At 64.1% G+C, this 19,492-nt stretch carries 23 protein-coding genes and 1 pseudogene; 12 read left to right on the top strand and 12 right to left on the bottom strand.

What is annotated here, in order from left to right; genetic code table 11:
* Positions 1 to 54: 54 nt before the first annotated feature.
* From LQ954_RS06195 to LQ954_RS16225, 5 genes and pseudogenes are all read right to left on the bottom strand, one after another.
* Positions 55 to 483 carry a DUF1178 family protein gene (locus tag LQ954_RS06195; RefSeq protein ID WP_231022366.1) on the bottom strand — a complete coding sequence of 143 codons (429 nt, stop codon included), beginning with the start codon at positions 481 to 483 and terminating at the stop codon, positions 55 to 57.
* Complete coding sequence (locus LQ954_RS06190; protein WP_227770337.1) at positions 480 to 1,304, bottom strand: carbon-nitrogen hydrolase family protein; 825 nt, start codon at positions 1,302 to 1,304, stop codon at positions 480 to 482. Before LQ954_RS06190 ends, LQ954_RS06195 begins: the two co-directional genes overlap by 4 nt.
* Positions 1,301 to 1,564 carry a glutaredoxin 3 gene (gene grxC / locus LQ954_RS06185; protein WP_227770338.1) on the bottom strand — a complete coding sequence of 88 codons (264 nt, stop codon included), beginning with the start codon at positions 1,562 to 1,564 and terminating at the stop codon, positions 1,301 to 1,303. Before grxC ends, LQ954_RS06190 begins: the two co-directional genes overlap by 4 nt.
* A 31-nt stretch (positions 1,565 to 1,595) precedes the next feature.
* The gene (locus LQ954_RS16230) at positions 1,596 to 1,994 is read right to left on the bottom strand and encodes a ComF family protein (protein ID WP_330999955.1); all 399 of its coding nucleotides are present in this window, start codon (positions 1,992 to 1,994) and stop codon (positions 1,596 to 1,598) included.
* 138 nt (positions 1,995 to 2,132) lie between these two features.
* Positions 2,133 to 2,321 (bottom strand): annotated as a pseudogene (locus tag LQ954_RS16225) (double zinc ribbon domain-containing protein); the annotation flags it as partial.
* 46 nt (positions 2,322 to 2,367) lie between these two features.
* Between LQ954_RS16225 and LQ954_RS06175 the strand changes: the two are divergent.
* On the top strand, positions 2,368 to 3,204 hold the full coding sequence (locus LQ954_RS06175) for a class I SAM-dependent methyltransferase (RefSeq protein ID WP_231022364.1): 837 nt from the start codon (positions 2,368 to 2,370) through the stop codon (positions 3,202 to 3,204).
* A 3-nt stretch (positions 3,205 to 3,207) separates the two neighbouring features.
* Here LQ954_RS06175 and LQ954_RS06170 read toward each other — a convergent pair whose 3' ends face one another.
* Positions 3,208 to 3,597 (bottom strand): MerC domain-containing protein, encoded by a 390-nt coding sequence (locus LQ954_RS06170; RefSeq protein WP_227770340.1) that lies wholly within the window; start codon positions 3,595 to 3,597, stop codon positions 3,208 to 3,210.
* Between the two features lie 107 nt (positions 3,598 to 3,704).
* Between LQ954_RS06170 and LQ954_RS06165 the strand changes: the two genes are divergently transcribed.
* Positions 3,705 to 4,745: a COX15/CtaA family protein gene (locus LQ954_RS06165; RefSeq protein ID WP_231022363.1), complete on the top strand. Its 1,041-nt coding sequence runs from the start codon at positions 3,705 to 3,707 to the stop codon at positions 4,743 to 4,745.
* Positions 4,746 to 4,780: 35 nt separating this feature from the next.
* On the opposite strand, the gene LQ954_RS06160 is transcribed toward LQ954_RS06165, so the two are convergent.
* Complete coding sequence (locus LQ954_RS06160; protein WP_231022362.1) at positions 4,781 to 5,437, bottom strand: sulfite oxidase-like oxidoreductase; 657 nt, start codon at positions 5,435 to 5,437, stop codon at positions 4,781 to 4,783.
* 184 nt (positions 5,438 to 5,621) lie between these two features.
* Here LQ954_RS06160 and LQ954_RS06155 point away from each other — a divergent pair, with 184 nt between their 5' ends.
* The 4 genes from LQ954_RS06155 (at position 5,622) to LQ954_RS06140 (ending at position 10,049) form a co-directional block, all read left to right on the top strand.
* Positions 5,622 to 8,027: a TonB-dependent receptor plug domain-containing protein gene (locus tag LQ954_RS06155; RefSeq protein ID WP_231022361.1), complete on the top strand. Its 2,406-nt coding sequence runs from the start codon at positions 5,622 to 5,624 to the stop codon at positions 8,025 to 8,027.
* A gap of 174 nt (positions 8,028 to 8,201) precedes the next feature.
* Positions 8,202 to 8,681, top strand: a complete 480-nt coding sequence (gene rplM / locus LQ954_RS06150) for a 50S ribosomal protein L13 (protein ID WP_227770344.1) — start codon at positions 8,202 to 8,204, stop codon at positions 8,679 to 8,681.
* Positions 8,681 to 9,226, top strand: a complete 546-nt coding sequence (gene rpsI / locus LQ954_RS06145) for a 30S ribosomal protein S9 (RefSeq protein WP_227770345.1) — start codon at positions 8,681 to 8,683, stop codon at positions 9,224 to 9,226. Before rplM ends, rpsI begins: the two co-directional genes overlap by 1 nt.
* Positions 9,227 to 9,419: 193 nt before the next feature.
* Positions 9,420 to 10,049 carry a retropepsin-like aspartic protease family protein gene (locus LQ954_RS06140; RefSeq protein WP_231022360.1) on the top strand — a complete coding sequence of 210 codons (630 nt, stop codon included), beginning with the start codon at positions 9,420 to 9,422 and terminating at the stop codon, positions 10,047 to 10,049.
* Here the strand turns inward: LQ954_RS06140 and LQ954_RS06135 are convergent.
* Genes LQ954_RS06135 through modA form a run of 3 tightly spaced genes read right to left on the bottom strand, consistent with a single transcriptional unit; the run spans position 10,036 to position 12,084 of the window.
* A complete protein-coding gene (locus tag LQ954_RS06135) occupies positions 10,036 to 10,641 on the bottom strand; it encodes an ATP-binding cassette domain-containing protein (protein WP_231022359.1) in 606 nt (201 codons plus the stop codon). The genes LQ954_RS06140 and LQ954_RS06135 overlap by 14 nt on opposite strands.
* A complete protein-coding gene (gene modB / locus LQ954_RS06130; protein WP_269142132.1) occupies positions 10,631 to 11,317 on the bottom strand; it encodes a molybdate ABC transporter permease subunit in 687 nt (228 codons plus the stop codon). The genes LQ954_RS06135 and modB overlap by 11 nt, the downstream gene beginning before the upstream one ends.
* Positions 11,314 to 12,084 (bottom strand): molybdate ABC transporter substrate-binding protein, encoded by a 771-nt coding sequence (gene modA, locus LQ954_RS06125; RefSeq protein WP_231022357.1) that lies wholly within the window; start codon positions 12,082 to 12,084, stop codon positions 11,314 to 11,316. The genes modB and modA overlap by 4 nt, the downstream gene beginning before the upstream one ends.
* Before the next feature lie 138 nt (positions 12,085 to 12,222).
* Here modA and LQ954_RS06120 point away from each other — a divergent pair, with 138 nt between their 5' ends.
* From LQ954_RS06120 to LQ954_RS06110, 3 genes are read left to right on the top strand one after another with little or no spacing between them, the layout of a single operon-like run.
* Positions 12,223 to 13,188 (top strand): acyl-CoA dehydrogenase family protein, encoded by a 966-nt coding sequence (locus LQ954_RS06120; protein WP_231022356.1) that lies wholly within the window; start codon positions 12,223 to 12,225, stop codon positions 13,186 to 13,188.
* Positions 13,185 to 14,336, top strand: coding sequence for an acyl-CoA dehydrogenase family protein (locus tag LQ954_RS06115; RefSeq protein ID WP_231022355.1), 1,152 nt, complete (start codon positions 13,185 to 13,187; stop codon positions 14,334 to 14,336). The genes LQ954_RS06120 and LQ954_RS06115 overlap by 4 nt, the downstream gene beginning before the upstream one ends.
* A gap of 13 nt (positions 14,337 to 14,349) precedes the next feature.
* Complete coding sequence (locus tag LQ954_RS06110; RefSeq protein WP_227770350.1) at positions 14,350 to 15,147, top strand: crotonase/enoyl-CoA hydratase family protein; 798 nt, start codon at positions 14,350 to 14,352, stop codon at positions 15,145 to 15,147.
* A gap of 72 nt (positions 15,148 to 15,219) precedes the next feature.
* Here LQ954_RS06110 and LQ954_RS06105 read toward each other — a convergent pair whose 3' ends face one another.
* Positions 15,220 to 15,807, bottom strand: coding sequence for a DUF924 family protein (locus LQ954_RS06105; protein WP_231022354.1), 588 nt, complete (start codon positions 15,805 to 15,807; stop codon positions 15,220 to 15,222).
* Here LQ954_RS06105 and LQ954_RS06100 point away from each other — a divergent pair.
* The 3 genes from LQ954_RS06100 to LQ954_RS06090 all read left to right on the top strand — a co-directional run bounded on the left by LQ954_RS06100 (position 15,806) and on the right by LQ954_RS06090 (position 18,695).
* Positions 15,806 to 17,050: a MiaB/RimO family radical SAM methylthiotransferase gene (locus LQ954_RS06100; RefSeq protein WP_231022353.1), complete on the top strand. Its 1,245-nt coding sequence runs from the start codon at positions 15,806 to 15,808 to the stop codon at positions 17,048 to 17,050. The genes LQ954_RS06105 and LQ954_RS06100 overlap by 2 nt on opposite strands.
* Positions 17,047 to 17,979, top strand: coding sequence for a signal recognition particle-docking protein FtsY (ftsY, locus tag LQ954_RS06095; RefSeq protein WP_227770353.1), 933 nt, complete (start codon positions 17,047 to 17,049; stop codon positions 17,977 to 17,979). Before LQ954_RS06100 ends, ftsY begins: the two co-directional genes overlap by 4 nt.
* 104 nt (positions 17,980 to 18,083) lie before the next feature.
* Entirely contained in the window at positions 18,084 to 18,695 is a 612-nt protein-coding gene (locus LQ954_RS06090) for a septation protein A (protein WP_231022352.1), read from the top strand.
* Positions 18,696 to 18,730: 35 nt separating this feature from the next.
* On the opposite strand, the gene LQ954_RS06085 is transcribed toward LQ954_RS06090, so the two are convergent.
* Positions 18,731 to 19,456, bottom strand: a complete 726-nt coding sequence (locus LQ954_RS06085; RefSeq protein WP_227770355.1) for a PadR family transcriptional regulator — start codon at positions 19,454 to 19,456, stop codon at positions 18,731 to 18,733.
* Positions 19,457 to 19,492: the final 36 nt, after the last annotated feature.

Raw genomic sequence — 19,492 nt, 5'->3', positions numbered from 1 at the left:
GCTACGGTGCGGGTGCGGGCCGGTCAATCCAGTGGATGTCGGCAGGAAGCCCGTTTAATTCGACTGTTCCGGCGGAAGCACCGGCAACGGAAGTGGGGCGACCGGCACTCCCTCCTCTACCAGAGCTTTGGCCTCCGCAAGCGTCGCTTGGCCGTGGATCGCTTCCTGCTCCTGATCACCCAGGTGCATGGCCCGTGCCTCTGTCGCAAAGCTCTTTCCGACCCATCGCGAGCCCTCAAGCGCCTGCTGCTGCGCGGTGGCAAGCGCATGTAAAGCTGCCTTTACCGTTTCGGGGGTGACTGCCGGTCGGGAGTTGCTCTTCGCAGCAACATTCGGTGCCATCACGGCTTTCTCAATCCCAGTATCGGCGCAAACGGGACATTGCACGAGCGAGCGCTGGCGCTGATCTTCGAATGCTGCGGACGAAGCAAACCAGGCCTCGAAGACATGACCCTGGCCACAGCGGAGATCAAAGACGATCATCGCGCTACCGTTACCGCTGGGATGGTCCGCCGGTGGGAAATCACCGGAATCCGCTGTCTGACGTCCAAAATCTTGGCCGGGTCTAGCTTCACGAAGCCCACGCCGATCCCATCGTCCATGTCACCCAATACTTCGCCCCATGGATCGACCGCCAACGAATGACCGAACGTCTCGCGCCCATCCGCGTGCTTGCCGGTCTGAGCCGCGGCAATCACGAAGCAGGCGCACTCGATCGCGCGGGCCCGCAACAGGATGTGCCAATGCGCAGCGCCCGTGGGCCGAGTAAATGCAGCCGGCACCGATAGGATCGTGGCGCCAGCGTCACTCAGCGCACGGTAAAGATCCGGAAAGCGAAGATCGTAGCAGATCGACATGCCCAGCGCGCCGAGTGGAGTGTCGACAACGATCGCACGGTCGCCTGCCGCGTAAGCGGACGATTCACGCCAGCTCTCCCCGCTGGGAAGATCCACGTCGAACAGGTGAAGTTTGTCGTAGCGGGCGCGGATCGCGCCGGCCCCATCAATGACGAAGCCGCGGTTGACGAGCCGATCATGCTCGTCGCGTAGCGCCAGGCTGCCCAGATGCACCCACACGCCGCTCTTTGCTGCCGCATCGCGCACGACCGCCAGGACGCGATCATCCTCTTCGCGCGCGATGGACTTGGCAGCGCGGGCGCGATCCCGATCCAGCAGCCCGGACATTTCGGGTGTGAACAACATCGCCGCGCCACGCTCGGCCGCCGTTTGAACCGCCCTCGTCAGCGTTGCAGCATTGGCCGCGGGATCAATCCCGCTGGTCATCTGCAGTATCGCTGCCTTCATGGCGCGGCGGCGAGCAATGCGTCCAGCTTACCGGCGCGCTCCAACTCCGCGAGGTCATCAGATCCGCCGACGTGCCGGCCGTTGATGAAGATCTGCGGCACTGTGGTGCGTCCACCGGCGCGATCGATCATCTCACCGCGCTTCGGCCCGCCCAGGGTAATATCGAACTCCGTCGGCTCGACACCCTTGCTCGAGAGCAGCTGCTTGGCGCGCACGCAATATGGGCACCACGCCTTTGTGTAGATTTCTACCTGTGCCATGAACTTGACGTGTGGTTGCGAAGGTCGATTGTCAATCTGGCTCCGCGTCAATCACGCGGGCCCAGCACAGGATGGAGACGCGCCCCGCCCCCGCCTTGCGGAGCGCACTGACGCAAGCGTCCGTCGTGGCGCCGCTGGTATAGACGTCGTCCACCAGCACGACATGTCTTCCGGCGACGTCGGCCCGTTTTTCTTTCTTTATCGCAAACGCGCCACGCACCGCCTGACGCCGCGCCTTGCCGGCCATGTTGCGCAGCGCCGGCGTCGAGCGCGTCCGCTCTAGCAGATCCCGAGCCCAGGGAACTCCACTTTCCTTCGCGAGCGCAGCCGCGATTAACCCGGCTTGATTGTAGCCGCGAGACCAGATTCGCCACCGGTACAGCGGCACCGGAACGAGGATCTGAGCATCGCAAGGAAGGTGCTTGATCATGAGGTTGGCCGCTGTCCGAGCCAACGACGCTCGCCCCCCATACTTCAGCCGCAGGGCTAGTGTGCGAGCCACCGGACCGTAAGCCACCGCTGCGTTGATGCCCCCGTGCACTGGCGGGTTGGCATGACAAGGCCCACAGCGTGCATCTTCCCCATGATCATATTTAAAGGGCAGGTGACACGCCGCGCACCAGGGTGGACCAAGAAACCGGAGCGACGTCCAGCACGTGACACAAAAGCGGTGATCAGTGTCGGTGATGGCGCCACATCCTGCACAACGCGGTGGCAGCGCGTAAGCAACCACGGGCCGGAGGAGTGTAGACAGCATCGTCACGCCTTGTCGCGATTGCCTGATCCGCGCACAAGCCGTCGGCATGAGCGCATCAGAAATATTCGACCGAGCCGCCCGGCGGCACCGCCGCGACCGGGCAGCCCCCAAGTACGGCGCACATGACTTCATCCGGGCGGCGATGCTGGACGGGATCCAGGAACGGCTCGCAACCGTGAAGCGGACCTTTGCCGATGTGCTCGATCTTGGAAGCTTTGACGGCAGCTTCGTGCCGCCGCCCGGCTCCAAGATCGCGCGAATGGATGCCGGACATTCCTTTGTTCAGGGTGGACAAGGCGTTCAAGCGGACGAGGACCGCCTTCCCTTCGCGGACGGCTCATTCGATCTTGTGATCTCGGCCGGTGTGCTCGATCAGGTCAATGACGTGCCTGGCGCGCTTTCACTGACCCGGCGAGTGCTTCGTCCCGACGGCCTGTTCTTGGGGGCGCTGATGGGGGCCGGATCGCTTTCCACACTGCGCGCGGCGCTGCGCGCGGCCGAGGGCGAGCGCCCCGTCGCGCGGCTCCACCCGCAAATTGACGTGCGGTCGGCGGGCGACCTCCTGATGCGCGCGGGCTTCGCCCTTCCGGTCGCCGATACAGAGAGCCTGCGCGTGAGATACGGCAGCGTCGGAAAGCTAATCGACGATCTGCGAGGGATGGCGGCGACCAATCTCCTAATTGAGCGCCAGCCACTAGGACGCGAAACGCTGGCGCGAACAGCAGAAGCATTTGCAGCGGCATCCGATCCCGATGGTCGGACGGCCGAACGTTTCGAGATCATCTTTCTTACTGGCTGGGCGCCCTCCCCAGATCAGCCGCAGCCGGCACGTCGCGGCAGCGCCACCGCATCGTTGGCCACCGAGCTAGGCAAGTTGCGCTGATCGTCAGCCGACGGCGCGCCGATTCAAATCATGGCCAAAGGCAAGGATGGCGACGCCGATGATGGTCCAGATCGCCTCGCCATCGTGCGCCAGACCGGCTTCATGAGGAAGCGACAAGGCGCCGGCCATGATACCCAGACCAAGGGAGCCAACAGAAATCGGGAGCAGATAACCGTGCTGAAGAGCGCCGCGTCCGAGCCCGAAGGCGCCAAGGCCAATTGCGACTGCGAGGCCGAGCTCGTGAACCAGCGGATCGACGAACAAACCGCCGACTGCCGAAAGCATGGCGAGCAAGACTGCACTCGCGACGCAGTGCACCACGCATAGACCAGACACGATGATCGCAATGCGATCCAGCCGGGATGACAATGCAGGGCGAGCGACGGTTAGCATCTGAACGGCAGATAGCGCCGGCGTCGCGAGGTTACAACATCACACCGGCAACTTTTCGGAAGACGATGCGCCATTGCCCCGGTCCTTCCACGATCCTAAAGGGCCTTATGCTCAAGCCCAGCCCCGGCTTTCGTGTTTCCGCCCGCCCGCTCGCGCTCGCTCGGTGGCTCTATGTCGTCGCCGCGCTGATCGTCCTGATGGTGGCTGTCGGGGGCATCACTCGCCTGACCGAATCGGGGCTGTCGATCACGCAATGGAAGCCAATCAGCGGAATTATCCCGCCGCTGAACGAGGCACAGTGGCAAGCGGAATTCGCCAACTACCAGCGCATTCCCGAGTATCAGCAGATCAACAACGGCATGACCCTCAGCGGGTTCAAAACTATCTTCTTCTGGGAGTATGTGCACCGATTGCTCGGCCGTGTGATCGGTCTCGCCTTTGCGCTTCCACTGTTGTGGTTTGCCGTTCGCCGACAGATCCCGCGCGGCTACGCACCCCGGCTGCTGGCGCTGCTTGCGCTTGGCGGTTTGCAGGGCGCGATCGGCTGGTGGATGGTCGCGTCCGGGCTTTCGGTCCGTACTGATGTCAGCCACGTGCGACTGGCAGTTCATCTGTCCGCAGCGTTGCTGATCCTTGGCGGCGTGGTGTGGACCGCGCTGGACCTTAGGGACCTTGCACGCGACCCCCTTTCACCTCCGGCAGGTCTGACGCCCTTGGCCGCCACCGCATTGCTGTTGCTCGGCCTCCAGATCGTGCTTGGTGCATTCACGGCCGGGCTTAACGCAGGTTATGCCTTCAGCAGCTGGCCGCTCATGGGCGACACTTTATTCCCTGCCGAGACGCCAATGATCGATCCTGCCTGGCGGAACGTGGTCGACAATCCTGTGGTTGTGCAGTTCGTGCACCGTTGGTTCGCCTTCCTGGCGGCAATCGCTGTCGTGTGGCTGGCAACCGCGGCTCGCAGGCTTGGCGCGGTGGCGGCCTGGGGAGCTGTTATCCTCCTCGTCGGATTGCAGATCGTGCTGGGCATTGCGACTCTGCTCACCGGCGTGGAAATCACCATTGCCGTCGCTCATCAGGTGAATGCGGCCGTCCTGTTGATCGCAGTCGTTGCCGCGGCACATACTATTGGGCGGCGCCGGGCCTAATGGCTCACGCGCCACTACCGTCGGCTGATCAGCGGCTAACTGTACCGTTCCTCGCGCCAGGGTTCACCGCGCATGTGATAGCCGTTCATCTCCCAGAAACCTGGACGATCGGCACCGAGAAACTCGATGACGTTGATCCACTTCGCGCTTTTCCAGAAGTAGAGATGCGGAATGATGAGCCGAGCGGGCCCTCCATGCTCCCGGGTGAGCGGTCTGCCTTGCCAAGAGTGGGCGATGATAGCGTCAGATGACGCGAAATCGGGCAGAGTCACGTTGGTAGTGTACCCGTCATATCCGTGGAGCATCACCGCCGTCGCCTCGTGGCGCGGCTCGACCAGATCCAGCAACGAACGTGTTGCGACGCCGGTCCAGTCATTGTCGTACCGCGACCAGGTGGTGACGCAGTGAATGTCCGACCGGATCGTGGTTTGAGGTAGCTCCTGGAATTCGGCCCAATTCAGCGTAAGCGGCCGCGACACCAGACCCCGAACGTTCAAGCGCCAACGGTCAGTCGAGATGTGCGGTTGACGCCCCAGATCAAGGACGGGCCAGTTCCGGACGAGGTGCTGGCCGGGCGGCAGGCGATCACGCGCAGGCTCACGCGGCGCATCGGTGAGAAACTTCCGTTCCGTCGCCCAGCGTTGCTTCGATCGCGTCAACTTCGACTCGGCTGGCGGTGTGTCATCATCCATCGACCGTTGCTCCTCCGCTGACGCTGTTCTGATCCCTTGTGGCCGCGGCGCCAGGCTGCGCGCGTCCCAACCTGCGGCTCGCCGTTACATCTTGCGACGATTAACGACCTCGCCTGGGACATAGCGGCCACAAGCATCGTTCATCCCGCTCACATTCGTTTCAACCCTGTTTGGGAGCACTTCCTTGCCTGCATGGCTTCTGCCTCTCGTCAGCCTCGCCCCCGCCACCACCCTGCCTCCGGCCAGTCTTCCCGCGCAACAGGCGCCCACCGGTCAGGAGTCCCCAGCGTCGACGGGTGAGGAGGATCCCGAACTGGAAGAAGACATCGTCGTTACGGGCTCGCGGGTGCCACGCGGATCCGTGATCGGCGACATCACGCCCGAGGTGGTGCTGAGCGGACGAGACATCCGGGCCTATGGCGCCAGCAACATTGGTGAGCTGCTGGAAGAACTCGCGCCATTGACCGGGAGCATCCAAGGCCGCGGCGCAGGAGCCCCAGTCGTCCTTTTGAGCGGACGCCGGATCAGCGGCTTCCGGGAAATACGCGATCTGCCGCCCGAGGCCATCCAACGGGTAGACATCTTGCCGGAGGAAGTGGCGCTCAAGTACGGCTATCGACCGGACCAGAAGGTGGTGAACATCGTGCTGCGCCGTCGCTTCAACGCCATCACGGCCGAGGCCGAAACCAACCTGGCGACCGATGGCGGTCGACAGGTCCATGAAGCCGACGTCAACTATCTGCGCCTCGCCAACGGCAGCCGGTTCAGCGTGGACGGCGAGTACACACACAGCAACCCCCTGTTCGAAACCGAACGTGACATCGCCAATGCAGACCCTAACCGAACATTGCTGGCCGCCAGCGATACGGCCAAGCTGAACGCCACATATAACCGCACGATATTCGGCAATGTCTCCGCCACACTTAATGGTGAGTTGGAAGGGACGAATTCGCTGGCAGGCCTGGGCAGTGCGGCGAATGGCCAACGGCTGCTGCGGGACAGTCGAACCCGGACCGGCGCACTGAGCTACGCGCTCAACGGCGATCTATCGAAATGGCGCTGGTCGCTGGACGGTGGATATACGCGCGACTGGACGACAACCCTTACGGATCGCGACTATGCCGCCGGGGTCCAGCGCGACCGGGCACGATCCGTCACTGAGCTATTGCAAACCGAAGCGACGCTTAGCGGCAATCTGGCGGACCTGCCAGCTGGCGCGATCACTGCTACGCTGAAGGCGAGCGCCTCCATGCGCGACATACACAGCGAGTCCCGGCGAGCTGACGTGTTTACCGCTACCGACCTTTCGCGCGATCAGGTCAGCGGCCAAGCGAACGTCGACGTTCCGATCTTCCGAAATGGCCCAATTGGTGCCCTGAGCATCAACGTGAATGGCGCTGTGGACCAGCTTTCCGACTTCGGCACCCTTGGAGCCGTCGGCTACGGGTTCAACTGGCGTCCTGTCGAGGCCATCAGAGTGATTGGCTCCATGACATATGAGGATGGTGCACCGACCATCCAGCAACTCGGCAATCCGGTGATCGTCACACCGAACGTACGGGTGTTCGACCTGACCACCGGGCAGACGGTCAACGCCATCACGCTCGAGGGCGGGAACCCCAACCTGCTCGCGGATCAGCGGCGTGTATTGAAGCTGGGACTAACGGCAAAACCGATCTCCGGCACTGATCTTACGATGCTGGTGAATTACACCGACAGCCGCATCGAAAACCCGATCGCCAGTTTTCCAACCGCCACGCCCGAGATCGAAGCCGCGTTCCCTGATCGTTTCGATCGTGACGGAGCCGGCGCTCTCATTCGCATCGACAATCGCCCGGTCAACTTCGAAAGCAGCCGGCAGCGGCAAATCCGCTGGGGCTTCAACTGGTCGGAGACCCTTGAGGCACCGCCGCCCGCGGGCCCAGATGGCCAGCCGCTCACGCCAGAGCAGATTGAGGAGCGCCGCTCCGCCATGCGCGAACGGTTCCGCCAGGAGCGAGGCTCCGGAACAAGCGAAAGCGGCGTCCGTACTGCTGGCTCGCGCGGGTTCGGCGGGGCCGGCGGCTTCGGCGGGCGCGGCTTGGGGGGCGGAAGAACCGGGCGCGTGCAGTTCAGTGCGTTCCATACCTGGCGCCTCGAAGACACTATCAGGATCCGACCTGGCGTTCCGGAACTGGATCTGCTGGACGGATCAGCCACCGGAGCACGCGGGGGTCGGCCAAGGCACGAGATCGAGTTCAATGCCGGATATAACCGGAACGGGATCGGCGTACGGCTGAATGGCACCTGGGAAAGCGGCACTACCCTTCTCGCCAACCCTGGCGGGGCGCCCTCCCCTGAGGATCTGACGTTCGGTTCGCTGTTCACGGCCAACCTCCGGCTTTTCGCCGACCTGAGCCAACAGCGAGCACTGGTGCAAAAGGCGCCCTTCTTCCGAGGGTCTAGAGTGACCCTCGCGATAAACAACCTGTTCAACCAACGACTGGAGGTGCGTGACGCGGCGCGGGCTGTCCCGATCGGATACCAGCCGAGCCTGCTGGACCCGCTTGGTCGCTCGGTAAGGCTGAGTTTTCGGAAGCTGTTTTTCTAACGCGCCAAAGGGACAAGCCGACTTCCGTCAGCGACCGGATGCGCGGGTATCCTGGTACCCGCCACCGGAGGGGCGGAATCGTTGACTTTCTTTGTCCCTTCAATCACAGCGCCCACATCACGACGCACTCTCACCGGGCGCGGCGTCATCGTTTATTGCAAAGGTCCATAGCCCATGAAGGCGCTGATGAAGACCACCAAGGCGGCCAAGCCCGCAGAGGTGGAAAAGAAGTGGCACATCGTCGACGCCACCGACCTGGTGGTCGGCCGTGCAGCGGTCGTGATCGCCAACGTCCTGCGCGGCAAGCACAAGCCGTCGTTCACCCCGCACGTCGATTGCGGTGACAATGTCATCGTGATCAACGCGGACAAGGTGCGCTTCACCGGCAACAAGCTGGGCAGCAAGGTTTATTACAAGCACACCGGCTATGCCGGCGGCATCAAGGGCATCACTGCCGCCAAGGTGCTGGAAGGTCGCTTCCCCGAGCGCGTGCTCGAGAAGGCTGTTGAGCGCATGATCCCGCGCGGCCCGCTTGGCCGTCAGCAGATGCGCAACCTGCGCATCTTCAAGGGCGCCGAGCATCCACACGAAGCGCAGAACCCCGAGGTCCTCGACATCGCCGGCATGAGCCGCAAGAACAAGGTGGGCGCATAATGTCCGACAATCGCCAGTCGCTTTCTGATCTCGCCTCGCTGACGCAGCAGGCCGCTCAGCAGCCGGCCGCTGCGCCTGCCGCCGAAGGCACTCCCGCTGCCGAGGCACCGGTCCAGGCACAGCCGACCACGCCGCTGCGCGCGCAGGAGCTTGACAAGTACGGTCGCGCCTATGCGACCGGCCGCCGCAAGGACGCGGTTGCCCGCGTGTGGTTGAAGCCGGGTTCGGGCAAGATCACGATCAATGGCCGTGATCAGGAAGTGTATTTCGCACGTCCGACGCTGCGTCTCGTCATCAACCAGGTGTTCGGCATCACGGAGCGCGAAGGTCAGTATGACGTGATCTGCACCGTCAAGGGCGGTGGTCTGTCGGGTCAGGCCGGCGCGGTGAAGCATGGCATCAGCCAGGCAATCACCAAGTACGAGCCGGCGCTGCGCGCTCCGGTAAAGGCCGCAGGCTTCCTGACCCGCGACAGCCGTACCGTTGAGCGTAAGAAGTATGGCCGCGCCAAGGCACGCCGCAGCTTCCAGTTCTCGAAGCGCTAATCAGCCGATCCGAGCCGCGGGGCGGCTCCGGATCTGGCCTGCAAGGCAAAGGGGGGGGATCGCTCGTTCTGGGCGGTCCCCCTTTTTTCTGATGTTGCGCGTTTCGACGCGAGCGTGATGATTGAGCGACAACGCATCAAATTCGCGCGGGCTCATCATCGCAGAGCCGGCAGCATCACCCTATATCGTGGTCATGCCCGTTCTGGCCGACCTCGCACCGCATCTCCCCCTTATTCTCACGCTGTTAGCCGTGATCGTGGTCGCAGGCATCCTGCGTCGTATTCCGGTGATCGGGCGCATCGTTGGGGTTCTTACCTGGCTTGTCCTGCTTGGGGCCTTGGTGATGGTGCTGGGTCAGCGGGAGCGGTTTGATCCATATCTTGGGCGCGTCGCGGAGTTGCTGGATCTTTCCGGACAACAAGTGGTGGGTGAAGAAACGCGCATCCGGATGAGTCCGGACGGGCATTTCTGGGCATCCGTCCGCTTTGGTGGGATCACCCGCCGGATGCTGATCGACAGTGGCGCGACGGTTACGGCATTGTCGTTGGAGACGGCCACGCAGGCCGGGCTGGAGGTGCGCGATGCGTTGTTCCCGATGCTGTTGCGGACGGCCAACGGCACGATCAGGGCACAGACCGCGGGCGTTGACGAACTGAAGCTCGGCAATGTTGTTGCCCGCGATGTGCCGGTGGTTGTCTCACCAGCGTTTGGCAACACGGACGTGCTTGGGATGAACTTCCTCTCACGACTGAAATCATGGCGGGTCGAGGGGCGCACGCTGATCCTGGTGCCGCATCATCCTCAGGAAGTTACATCCGGATAATCTGCCGGCCGCCAAATCGCTCGGCCTCCCCGGAATCGTGAGTGACGATCAACATGGGAAGGCGCCCTTCGTCCCGCACGCGCTCGATGGCTCGCATTGCTTCCGCGCGGCGCGCGCCGTCCAGGGACGCAAGCGGCTCATCGAGCAGCAGAAAATCCGGCTCGCTCAGCAGCGCCCGTCCGATCGCAACGCGTCGTGCCTCCCCACCGGACAATGTTCTTGGCCAACGCTCAAGCAGATGGGCGATGTCGAGCTGTGCCGTTACATCATCCAGCGCCCTCGTGTGCCTGGCGCCATACAGTAGATTTCGCCGAACGGAGAGATGCGGGAATAGCCGCGGCTCCTGAAACACGATGCCAGCACGCCGATGCTGCGGAGCGATATTGACCCGGCTCGCCGCGTCGAAAAGCGCTCGACCCGCGACACGTACATGGCCGCGATCGGGTCGGAGCAGGCCGGCGATCATCATCAAGACGCTCGTCTTACCAACTCCGGAGGGGCCAATCAGGACACTACTGCCCGCGCCCGTCTGGAACGCCGCGCTCAGGATCGCACCGCCGCGTCGAACGGTGACGTCGACATCAAAGGACATGAAGGCGGCGTCCCTGACGACGGGCAAGCAACTCCGAAAAGATCAAGGCGGCGAGACTGAGCGCGACCGAGATCGTAGCCAACTGCCACACCATCGCCTCGCCACCGGGCCGCTGCAAGGCAGCGTATATCGCCAGTGGGAGCGTTTGTGTTTCGCCCGGCACGTTGGAAACGAAGGTGATGGTGGCGCCGAATTCCCCCAAGGACCGCGCGAAGCCGAGCATCGCAGCGGCGAGAATACCGGGCAGCGCCAATGGCAGGGTGATCGTCGCGAACGTGCGCCACCGCCCAGCCCCCAAAGTTAGCGCAGCTTGTTCAAGACGCCGGTCAACAGCCTCAATCGAAAGGCGAATTGCGCGGACCATCAGCGGCAATGCCATCACTGCGGCAGCCACGGCTGCGCCCGTCCAGCGGAACAGGACGCTGATCCCGAACCATCGCTCGAGCACCGCGCCCAACGGCCCGCTGGGAGCGAAGGCGAGTAGTAGCATCCATCCGGTGACCACTGGCGGCACTACCAGGGGCAGGTGAACCAAGCCATCGAGCAAGATCTTGCCGGGAAAGCGCCCGCGCGCGAGGAGCCAGGCCAGCGCGAATGCCAAGGGCAGCGTCGCCGCAGTTGCCACTCCCCCGATCAACAAGGAAAGCCTGACCACAGTTTGGAGGTCCTCCGTCAAGGCTTTGTGAAGCCAAAACGGCCGATTATCTGTTGTCCGCAGCCGGAGATGAGGAACTTTCGAAGCATTTCGGCCTCGCTGTGCCGCGCGCGCTTCAAACGGGCAATCGGATAGATGATCGGGGCGTGGCTGCGCGGTGGAAAGATCCCGGCAACCGACAGGTTCGGGACCAAACGCGCGTCCGTCAGGTAAACGATGCCATAGGGCGCCGCCCCCCTTTCTACGAGAGCAAGCGCCCCGCGGACGCTCTCCGCCCGAACAACGCGCGGCGCAACCATCGACCACGCGCCAAGCCGCTGGAGCGCCGCCTTGCCATATCTCCCCGCCGGCACCGCATCCGGATCCGCCATCGCCAGCGGACCGCTGGCCAGAAGCCGGCCGAGAGCGGGACCGCTCAGGCGGGTCACTGGCGCCCGTCCTGCGCGAGCCACCACGACCAGCCGATTGCCGGCGAGATTGGCCCGGGTGCCTGGCACGAGCAAGCGGCGCCGGGCGAGATCGTCCATCCATTCCTGATCAGCCGAAACGAATAGGTCGGCCGGCGCGCCAGCGGCTACCTGTCGAGCCAGCGCAGAAGATGCAGCGAAGGAGAGCACTGGCCGGGGATGGCCCTGTTTCTCCCACGCGTCGGCGGCGGCGCTCAGAGCCTCCTGCATGCTGGCTGCCGCGAGAACCAACGGCCCGCGCTCTTGCGCCGAAACAGGTGGGGAAAAAAGCGCAAGCAGCAGGAGCAATGCGGAAAACAAGCGCACGAAATGTTTCTCCACCGAGTGCCCCTTAGTACCGGTGGCGCCACGATCCGACCAGCCGCAGTGTCAGGTGGACAAGGATCAGATCGTTGCTTAGCGACAGGCCAAACGGAGAGGAGCGGCCATGCAAGGGCAGGACCGGCTGTGGCGATGGAGATGAACGACGTCAGCGCAATGCTCGCCGATACGGCCGAGCGGCTGTTCGCCACCCATGCCGAGGGGATCGAGAGCGCGGCGCACGCCGGAGCATGGGCGGATGCGGCCTGGGCTGCGATCGAGGAAAGCGGCCTGCCGCTGGCGCTGGTTCCGGAGGAGCATGGCGGCTTCGGCATCCCGGCAAGCGAAGCGCTTGCGCTTATACGCCTAATCGGCCGGCACGCACTTGCCCTGCCGCTTGCCGAAACGATGATCGGCAATGTCGTTCTCGCCTCTGCAGGACTGCCGTTGGCCGAAGGGCCGGTCGGACTTGCCGAACATGCCGAGGCACGCGTGCCGTGGGGCCGTTTCGCCAAGACCATCGTCGTGGGAAGCGAGACCGGGGTACAGCGGCATGGGGCGTCGCCCGTCGCAACCGAAAGCACTAATGTGGCCGGCCATCCCCGCGACCAGATATCGGTACTACCTGGCCAGACTGGTTCGAGCGCCGAAGTATCGCTGCTGGAGCTTGGCGCACTTGCCCGAGCGATGCAGATGGCAGGCGCGCTGGAGCGCGTGCTTGAACTGACCATCGAGCATGTATCAAGCCGCGTTCAGTTCGGACGCCCCCTCGCCAAGTTTCAGGCGATCCAGCAGGAACTCGCCAAGCTGGCCGGGGAAGTTGCGGCTGCATCGGCCGCGGCAGATCATGCCGCCGACACCTATGCGACTGGCGGGGACCTGACTTTTGCCGTCGCCGTCGCGCGTACGAGGATCGGTGAAGCCGCCAGCAAGGCTACAGCCATCGGCCATCAGTTGCATGGGGCGATCGGCTTTACGCGCGAACATGGGCTCCATCGCTTCACGACTGCCTTGTGGGCGTGGCGAGATGAATTCGGCACGCAACGATATTGGACGCTGGCGCTGGGCAAGCGCGCGTTGAGCGCCGGACGGGATGGCTACTGGCCGATGGTGGTGGCAGCATGACGACACTTCGCTTCCCCACCCCGCCGGTCCATGGGGCCGCAGAAGCACTACGCACAGAAGTTCGCGCCTTTCTGGCCGAGGCGCTGGCCGACCGCCCGCCACTGCGCCGGGCCGACAGCTGGAACGGCTTCGACCGGGAGTTCAGTCGCAAGCTCGGCCAGCACGGCTGGCTCGGCATGACTTGGCCGAAGAAATACGGCGGTCATGAGCGCAGCGCGTTTGAACGCTATGTCGTAGTCGAGGAAACGTTGGCAGCTGGTGCGCCGGTGGCGGCGCACTGGATCGCCGATCGCCAGAGCGGGCCGAGCCTGCTCAAATACGGCACCGAGGATCAGAAGCAGTCCATCCTGCCCGGCATCGCCGCTGGCGAGACAGTGTTCTGCATCGGCATGAGCGAACCCGATTCTGGTTCCGATCTGGCAGCCACGCGCACGCGGGCGACGCCGGTGGACGGGGGATGGCGGGTGACTGGGACGAAATTGTGGACCACCGGCGCCCATGATGCCGACTACATGATCCTGTTCTGCCGAACGAGCGGAACCCCGGCCGATCGGCAAGCAGGAACGAGTCAGTTGCTGGTCGACCTGAAGGCGACGGACGGGATCACCATCCGTCCGATCATCGACCTGGCGGGACAGCATCACTTCAACGAAGTGCATTTCGAAGAAGCGTTTCTGCCCTCCTCCGCCCTGATCGGCAGCGAAGGCGGCGGTTGGGAACAGGTAATGAGCGAGCTTGCGTTCGAACGCAGCGGGCCGGAGCGCTTCCTTTCCTCGATGCAGCTTCTGATCGAGTTGATCGGCGCGCTGCAGGGTTCAACAAGCGAAGCCGCTGAACTGGCGCTGGGGCGCCTTACGGCTCATCTCGTTACCCTTCGTCGGTTGTCGCGCGGGGTCGCCGCGATGCTGGAGGCCGGCGAGAACCCGGGCACGCATGCCGCGATCGTGAAGGATCTGGGCGCGACGTTCGAGCAGGATCTGCCCGATATCGCGCGCAACCTGATCGACGCGGAGCCGGACGCCGGATCCACTTCCGACTTTATCGCCGTTCTTGCCCATATCACTATGAACGCCCCCAGCTTTTCCCTGCGCGGGGGCACGCGCGAAATCCTGCGCGGCATCATTGCCCGCGGCCTGGGCCTGCGTTGACCGGAGATCATCAATGACCGTCGTTACCACCGAGATCCGCGGACCGATCGCCATCCTGCGGCTGAACCGCCCCGACGCGATGAATGCGCTGGGCGCAGACGGCGACGGCGAGGCGGTGCGTGCCGCATGCGACGCGCTGAACGCCGACATGTCGATCCGCTGCGTGATCCTGACTGGCGAAGGCCGAGCCTTTTCGGCGGGTGGCGACATCAAGAAGATGGCTGATCCGCAGGGACCGTTTTCGGGATCGGGGCTGGGTATTCGCAGCCATTATCAGCGCAACATCCACCGTATCGCACGGGCGCTGTTCTCCCTGGACATGCCGGTGATCGCGGCGGTGAATGGCCCTGCGATCGGCCTTGGGTGCGACGTCGCCTGCATGGCCGACATCCGCATCGCCAGCGACAAGGCGAAGTTCGGCGTTACCTTCCTCAAGCTGGGGCTGGTGCCGGGCGACGGTGGGTCCTGGCTGTTGCCACGCGCGATCGGGATGAGTCGGGCGGCGGAGCTGTTCTTCACCGGGGATGTGGTCGATGCGAACACGGCGGCCGATTGGGGTCTCGTAAGCCGCGTGGTTCCTCACGAAGCGCTCATGGACGAGGCGCTGGCGCTTGCCGGCAAGATCGCTGCCCTGCCCCCGCACTCGCTTCGCCTTACCAAGTCCCTGCTACGCCAGGGGCAGACGAGCAGCTATGATCAGGCACTTGATTCGGCATCCACCGCGCAGGCGGTGAGCCATGCGACGGCTGATCACCGCGAGGGCGTGGCCGCCTTGCTTGAGAAGCGTGAGGCAGTGTTCCGGGGCGAATGACCACTGAAACGGGCCATCTGCCACTCCCCGACCCGGCACGGCGAGCAGTGGCAGGCTGATCAGCCCAGGTCATCATCCCTTTGGTGGGCCGAAATCATCGTCGGGGTCATCGAGATAGGCGCGCTCCCCGGGCGTGGTTTCGCGACCAAGAACGGCATTGCGGGTGGGGAAGCGCCCGAACCGGGCGATCACCTCAAGGTGACCGACCGCATAGGCCAGATTGCCGCCGCCAAGCTCCGAGAACTTCGCCACGCTGAGCCGTTGCAGTGGGAGGTATTCGGCATGCATCAGCGGCATGTAGAGGAACGCGCGCTCTTCTGGGGCGTAGCGCCCCTCCCACCCACGTTCGATCGCTAGCTGGCACAGCTCAACCGCAAGCGCGTCCGCCTCATAAGCACGCGGCGAATCGCGGTAGATGTTACGTGAAAACTGATCGAGCAGGATGATCGCGGCGAGGAGCTGATCCGGGCCGTCGCGCCACTCCATCGCTCGGGTTCGCAGCACTTGATCGCGAAGAGGCCCGAAGCGGCCGGCGATCTGCGCATCGAGTGCGGCATTTCTGGCGAACTGCTGTTCCATCGACAGCGCGAACCAGAAGTCTAGTACGTCACGTGCCGCATCGTGGACTATCGCGTGCTGTCTCCCTAGATCGCCCATCATGCTTCCCTCCCGTTCGCCCGATGTGATTACGCTGGGCTGCCGATTGAACCTTGCCGAAAGCGAAGCGATTCGCGCGCTCGTCGGTGCGAGTGATATGGTAGTGATCAACGGCTGCGGTGTGACAAACGAGGCAATGAAGCAGACGCGCGTGGCCGTCCGCCGCGCGCGCCGCGATCGGCCAGACGCGCAGATCGTCGTTACCGGCTGCGCATCGGAGATCGACCGCGACGCATTTGCGGCGATGCCGGAGGTTGACCGGGTGGTGCCGAACGCAGCGAAGCTACTGCCCGCGACTTGGGGCGCCTTCCCTAACAGGCAACCGCCGCGGCGACATGCCCGCGCATTTCTGGGCGTGCAGAACGGCTGTGATCATTCGTGCACCTTCTGCGCCATTCCTAAGGGGCGCGGGCCAAGCCGTTCCGAGCCGGTGGGCCAGGTCGTGTCCGCAGCCGCGGAGTTGGTGGAGCAAGGCGCGCGCGAAATCGTGCTGACCGGCGTAGACCTGACAAGCTACGAGGGCGGCCTCGGTCGGCTGGTCGAAGCGGTGCTGCTGGGCGTGCCGGGGCTGGCTCGGCTGCGCCTGTCCTCGCTGGACACGATCGAGATCGACGAGCGCTTGTTCGAACTGATCACCGGGGAGCCGCGAGTGATGCCGCATGTCCATCTTTCGCTGCAGGCGGGCGACGATCTGATCCTGAAGCGAATGAAGCGCCGGCACCTCCGGGCGGAAGCGGTGGCCGTGGTGGCGCGCCTGAAGGCGCGGCGCGATATCACCATCGGGGCGGATCTGATCGCCGGCTTTCCAACCGAGGACGAAGCGGCGTTTGCCAACACCCTGGCGCTGATCGACGATTGCGACATCGTCCATGCCCATGTCTTTCCCTATTCGCCGCGCGCGGGCACGCCGGCGGCGCGGATGCCGCAGGTTTCGCCTACCACGGCCAAGGCGCGGGCCGCGCGGCTTCGCGAGGCGGCCGACCAACGCCGTGGGGCCTGGCTACGATCGCTGATCGGCACGACCCAGCGGATCGTCATCGAAAAGCCGGGCGATCGCGGCCATGCGGAAAATTTTGCCGAGGTTCGGCTGGTCAATCCTGCCCCGACGGCCTCGGCGCATGCCTCACCGGCTTTGCCGAACGATGCCGCTGCTCTATCGACCCTTCGGATGGGGACGGTTGGAGCAATCCAATCGGTCACCATCATTGGCGCTGCCCACGATCACCTCATTGGAATTCCTGCATGACTGACCAGCGTTCCTGGCACGACAAGCTTCTCGGCGGTTTCCGCCGCACGTCCGACCGGCTGGTTGGCAATCTTGCAGGCCTGGGCACGGCGCGGCTGGATGACGAAACGCTGGACGAGATCGAGGAAGCGCTGATCGCGTCGGACCTCGGGCCAGAAACGGCCACCCGGATCCGGACCCGGCTGGCCGAAGGGAGTTTCGAGCGGAACATGGAGGAACTCGGCATTCGCCTGGTGGTGGCCGAGGAAGTCGAGAAGGTACTTGCGCAAGTCGCCAAGCCGCTGGAGATCGACGCTTTTCCGCGGCCGCAGGTGATCCTGGTGATCGGGGTGAACGGCTCGGGCAAGACAACCACCATCGCCAAACTGGCCCACCTGTTCATGGAACAGGATTATGGCGTGATGCTGGCCGCTGGCGACACTTTCCGCGCCGCGGCGATTGGCCAGCTCGCCACCTGGGCGGAAAGGGTCGGCGTGCCGATCGTGACCGGGCCTGAAGGCGGCGATGCGGCCGGCATCGTCTGGGATGCCGTGAAGAAAGCAACCGAAACAGGCATCGACGTGCTGATCGTCGACACGGCCGGGCGCCTCCAGAACAAACGGGAGCTGATGGACGAACTGGCGAAGATCCGGCGTGTCCTTGGCCGCATCAACCCGGCCTCACCGCACGACGTGGTCCTCGTTCTGGACGCGACGACGGGACAGAACGCGCTCAGCCAGATCGAGGTGTTCAAGGAAGTGGCGGGCGTGACCGGCCTCGTGATGACGAAGCTCGACGGCACCGCGCGTGGCGGCGTGCTGGTCGCTGCCGCCGAGCGTTACGGCCTGCCCATCCATGCCATTGGCGTTGGTGAGTCGATGAACGATCTACGGCCGTTCGACCCCAACGAAGTCAGCCGGATCATTGCCGGTGTCGATCGGGGCTCGTGAACCGCGACCCTTTCCGACCGTTCTGACAAGATATGAAACCGCGGATGTGGCGCGGAATAGCGAAAGAACGCCCGCTGTCTGGCAGCGGACGAACGGAGTATGAGTTGACCGACGCGCGCAAATCCTCGCCCGGCCTGCGGCTGGCGCTCGATTATGGACCGTTGATCGTCTTTTTCGCGGTCAACTTCCTCACGCCCGGTCCCGCGATCGCGCGGATCATCGCGGCAACCGGCGCCTTTATGGCGGCCATGGTCGCGGCACTGATTTTGTCATGGTGGAAGACGCGGCACATACCTCCCATGCTGTTGGTGTCTGGCGCGCTGGTGATCGTGTTCGGTGGTCTGACGATCTGGTTCCAGGACGAACGCTTTATCAAGATGAAGCCCACGTTCGTCTATGGCATCTTCGCCGCGACGCTTGGCATTGGCCTCGCCACCGGGCGGCCGCTGCTCCAGATGCTCTTGGAAAGTGCCTATCCCGGCCTGACCGGCGAAGGGTGGCGCAAGCTCACCCGTAACTGGGCGCTGTTCTTTGTCTTCATGGCTGCGCTGAACGAGGTCGTGTGGCGGACGACCAGCACGGATTTCTGGGTCGGTTTCAAGCTGTGGGGAGCGATCCCGCTGACGCTGATATTCGCGATTGCGAACGTTCCCATGCTGATGCGGCACGGCTTGCAGGCGGGCGATGCCGCCGCAACCATACCGCCGCAGGAATAGCCCGGCAGCGAGAGTCGCCGCCGGGCCATTGGACCTCAGCCGAGCCGTTCAATCTTCTGCGCGGCCTCGTCGATCAGGGCGACGACCTGCAGCAGCGTCTCGTCGCTGATATCCCCGCGGCTCAGGCGATCCTGAAGGGCGGCCCGCAGGTTGCTCATTGCGCGCCGCACCGGCACCGCGTCAGTCTGCTTGTGCTTTTCACCGGCCGTGGACAAGCGAGCGAACAGCTTGCTGACCTGATCCTCACTTTCGACCAGTTCGGCGCTGCCCGCGCCGGTGATCGAGAAACGACGGCGACCATCACCGTCTTCCTCGCCAGTCACATGGCCGCTTTCGCCCAGCATCGTAAGGGTGGGGTAAACGACGCCCGGCGAGGGCGCATAGCCGCCGCTGGTCAGTTCCTCGATCGCCTTGATCAGTTCGTAGCCGTGGCGCGGTTCATCCGCGATCATCTTCAACAAAACGAGACGGAGTTCACCGCTGTCGAACATGCGGCGGCGGCGCAGGCCACCAACCTTTGCCATGCCCCTGCGTCCCTCACGACCAGCACGGGCGTTTGCGCCGCGCGCCTTTGCCCCGCGCTTCGCAGTGGCAGCACCGGGGCCCGCCTCCGCAGCAACCGCTCCACGGGCCGCGCGACCGGCCCGAGCCAGCCGCTTCTTTTCGACAGCGCCTGCTGCACGCGCAGCCTTTCGCAGGGCTGCGGCGCGCCGCGGCCCACCGCGATTGGCGCCCTTGCCTTGGCCTTCTTCGGTTTCCATGTCGAACACTCCTTAAGATACTTACAAGATATATCT

The sequence above is a fragment of the Sphingomonas sp. IC-11 genome, from assembly GCF_021043365.1.
In the GTDB taxonomy this organism is placed as follows: domain Bacteria; phylum Pseudomonadota; class Alphaproteobacteria; order Sphingomonadales; family Sphingomonadaceae; genus Sphingomonas.
This window is presented reverse-complemented; position numbering and strand designations above follow the sequence as displayed.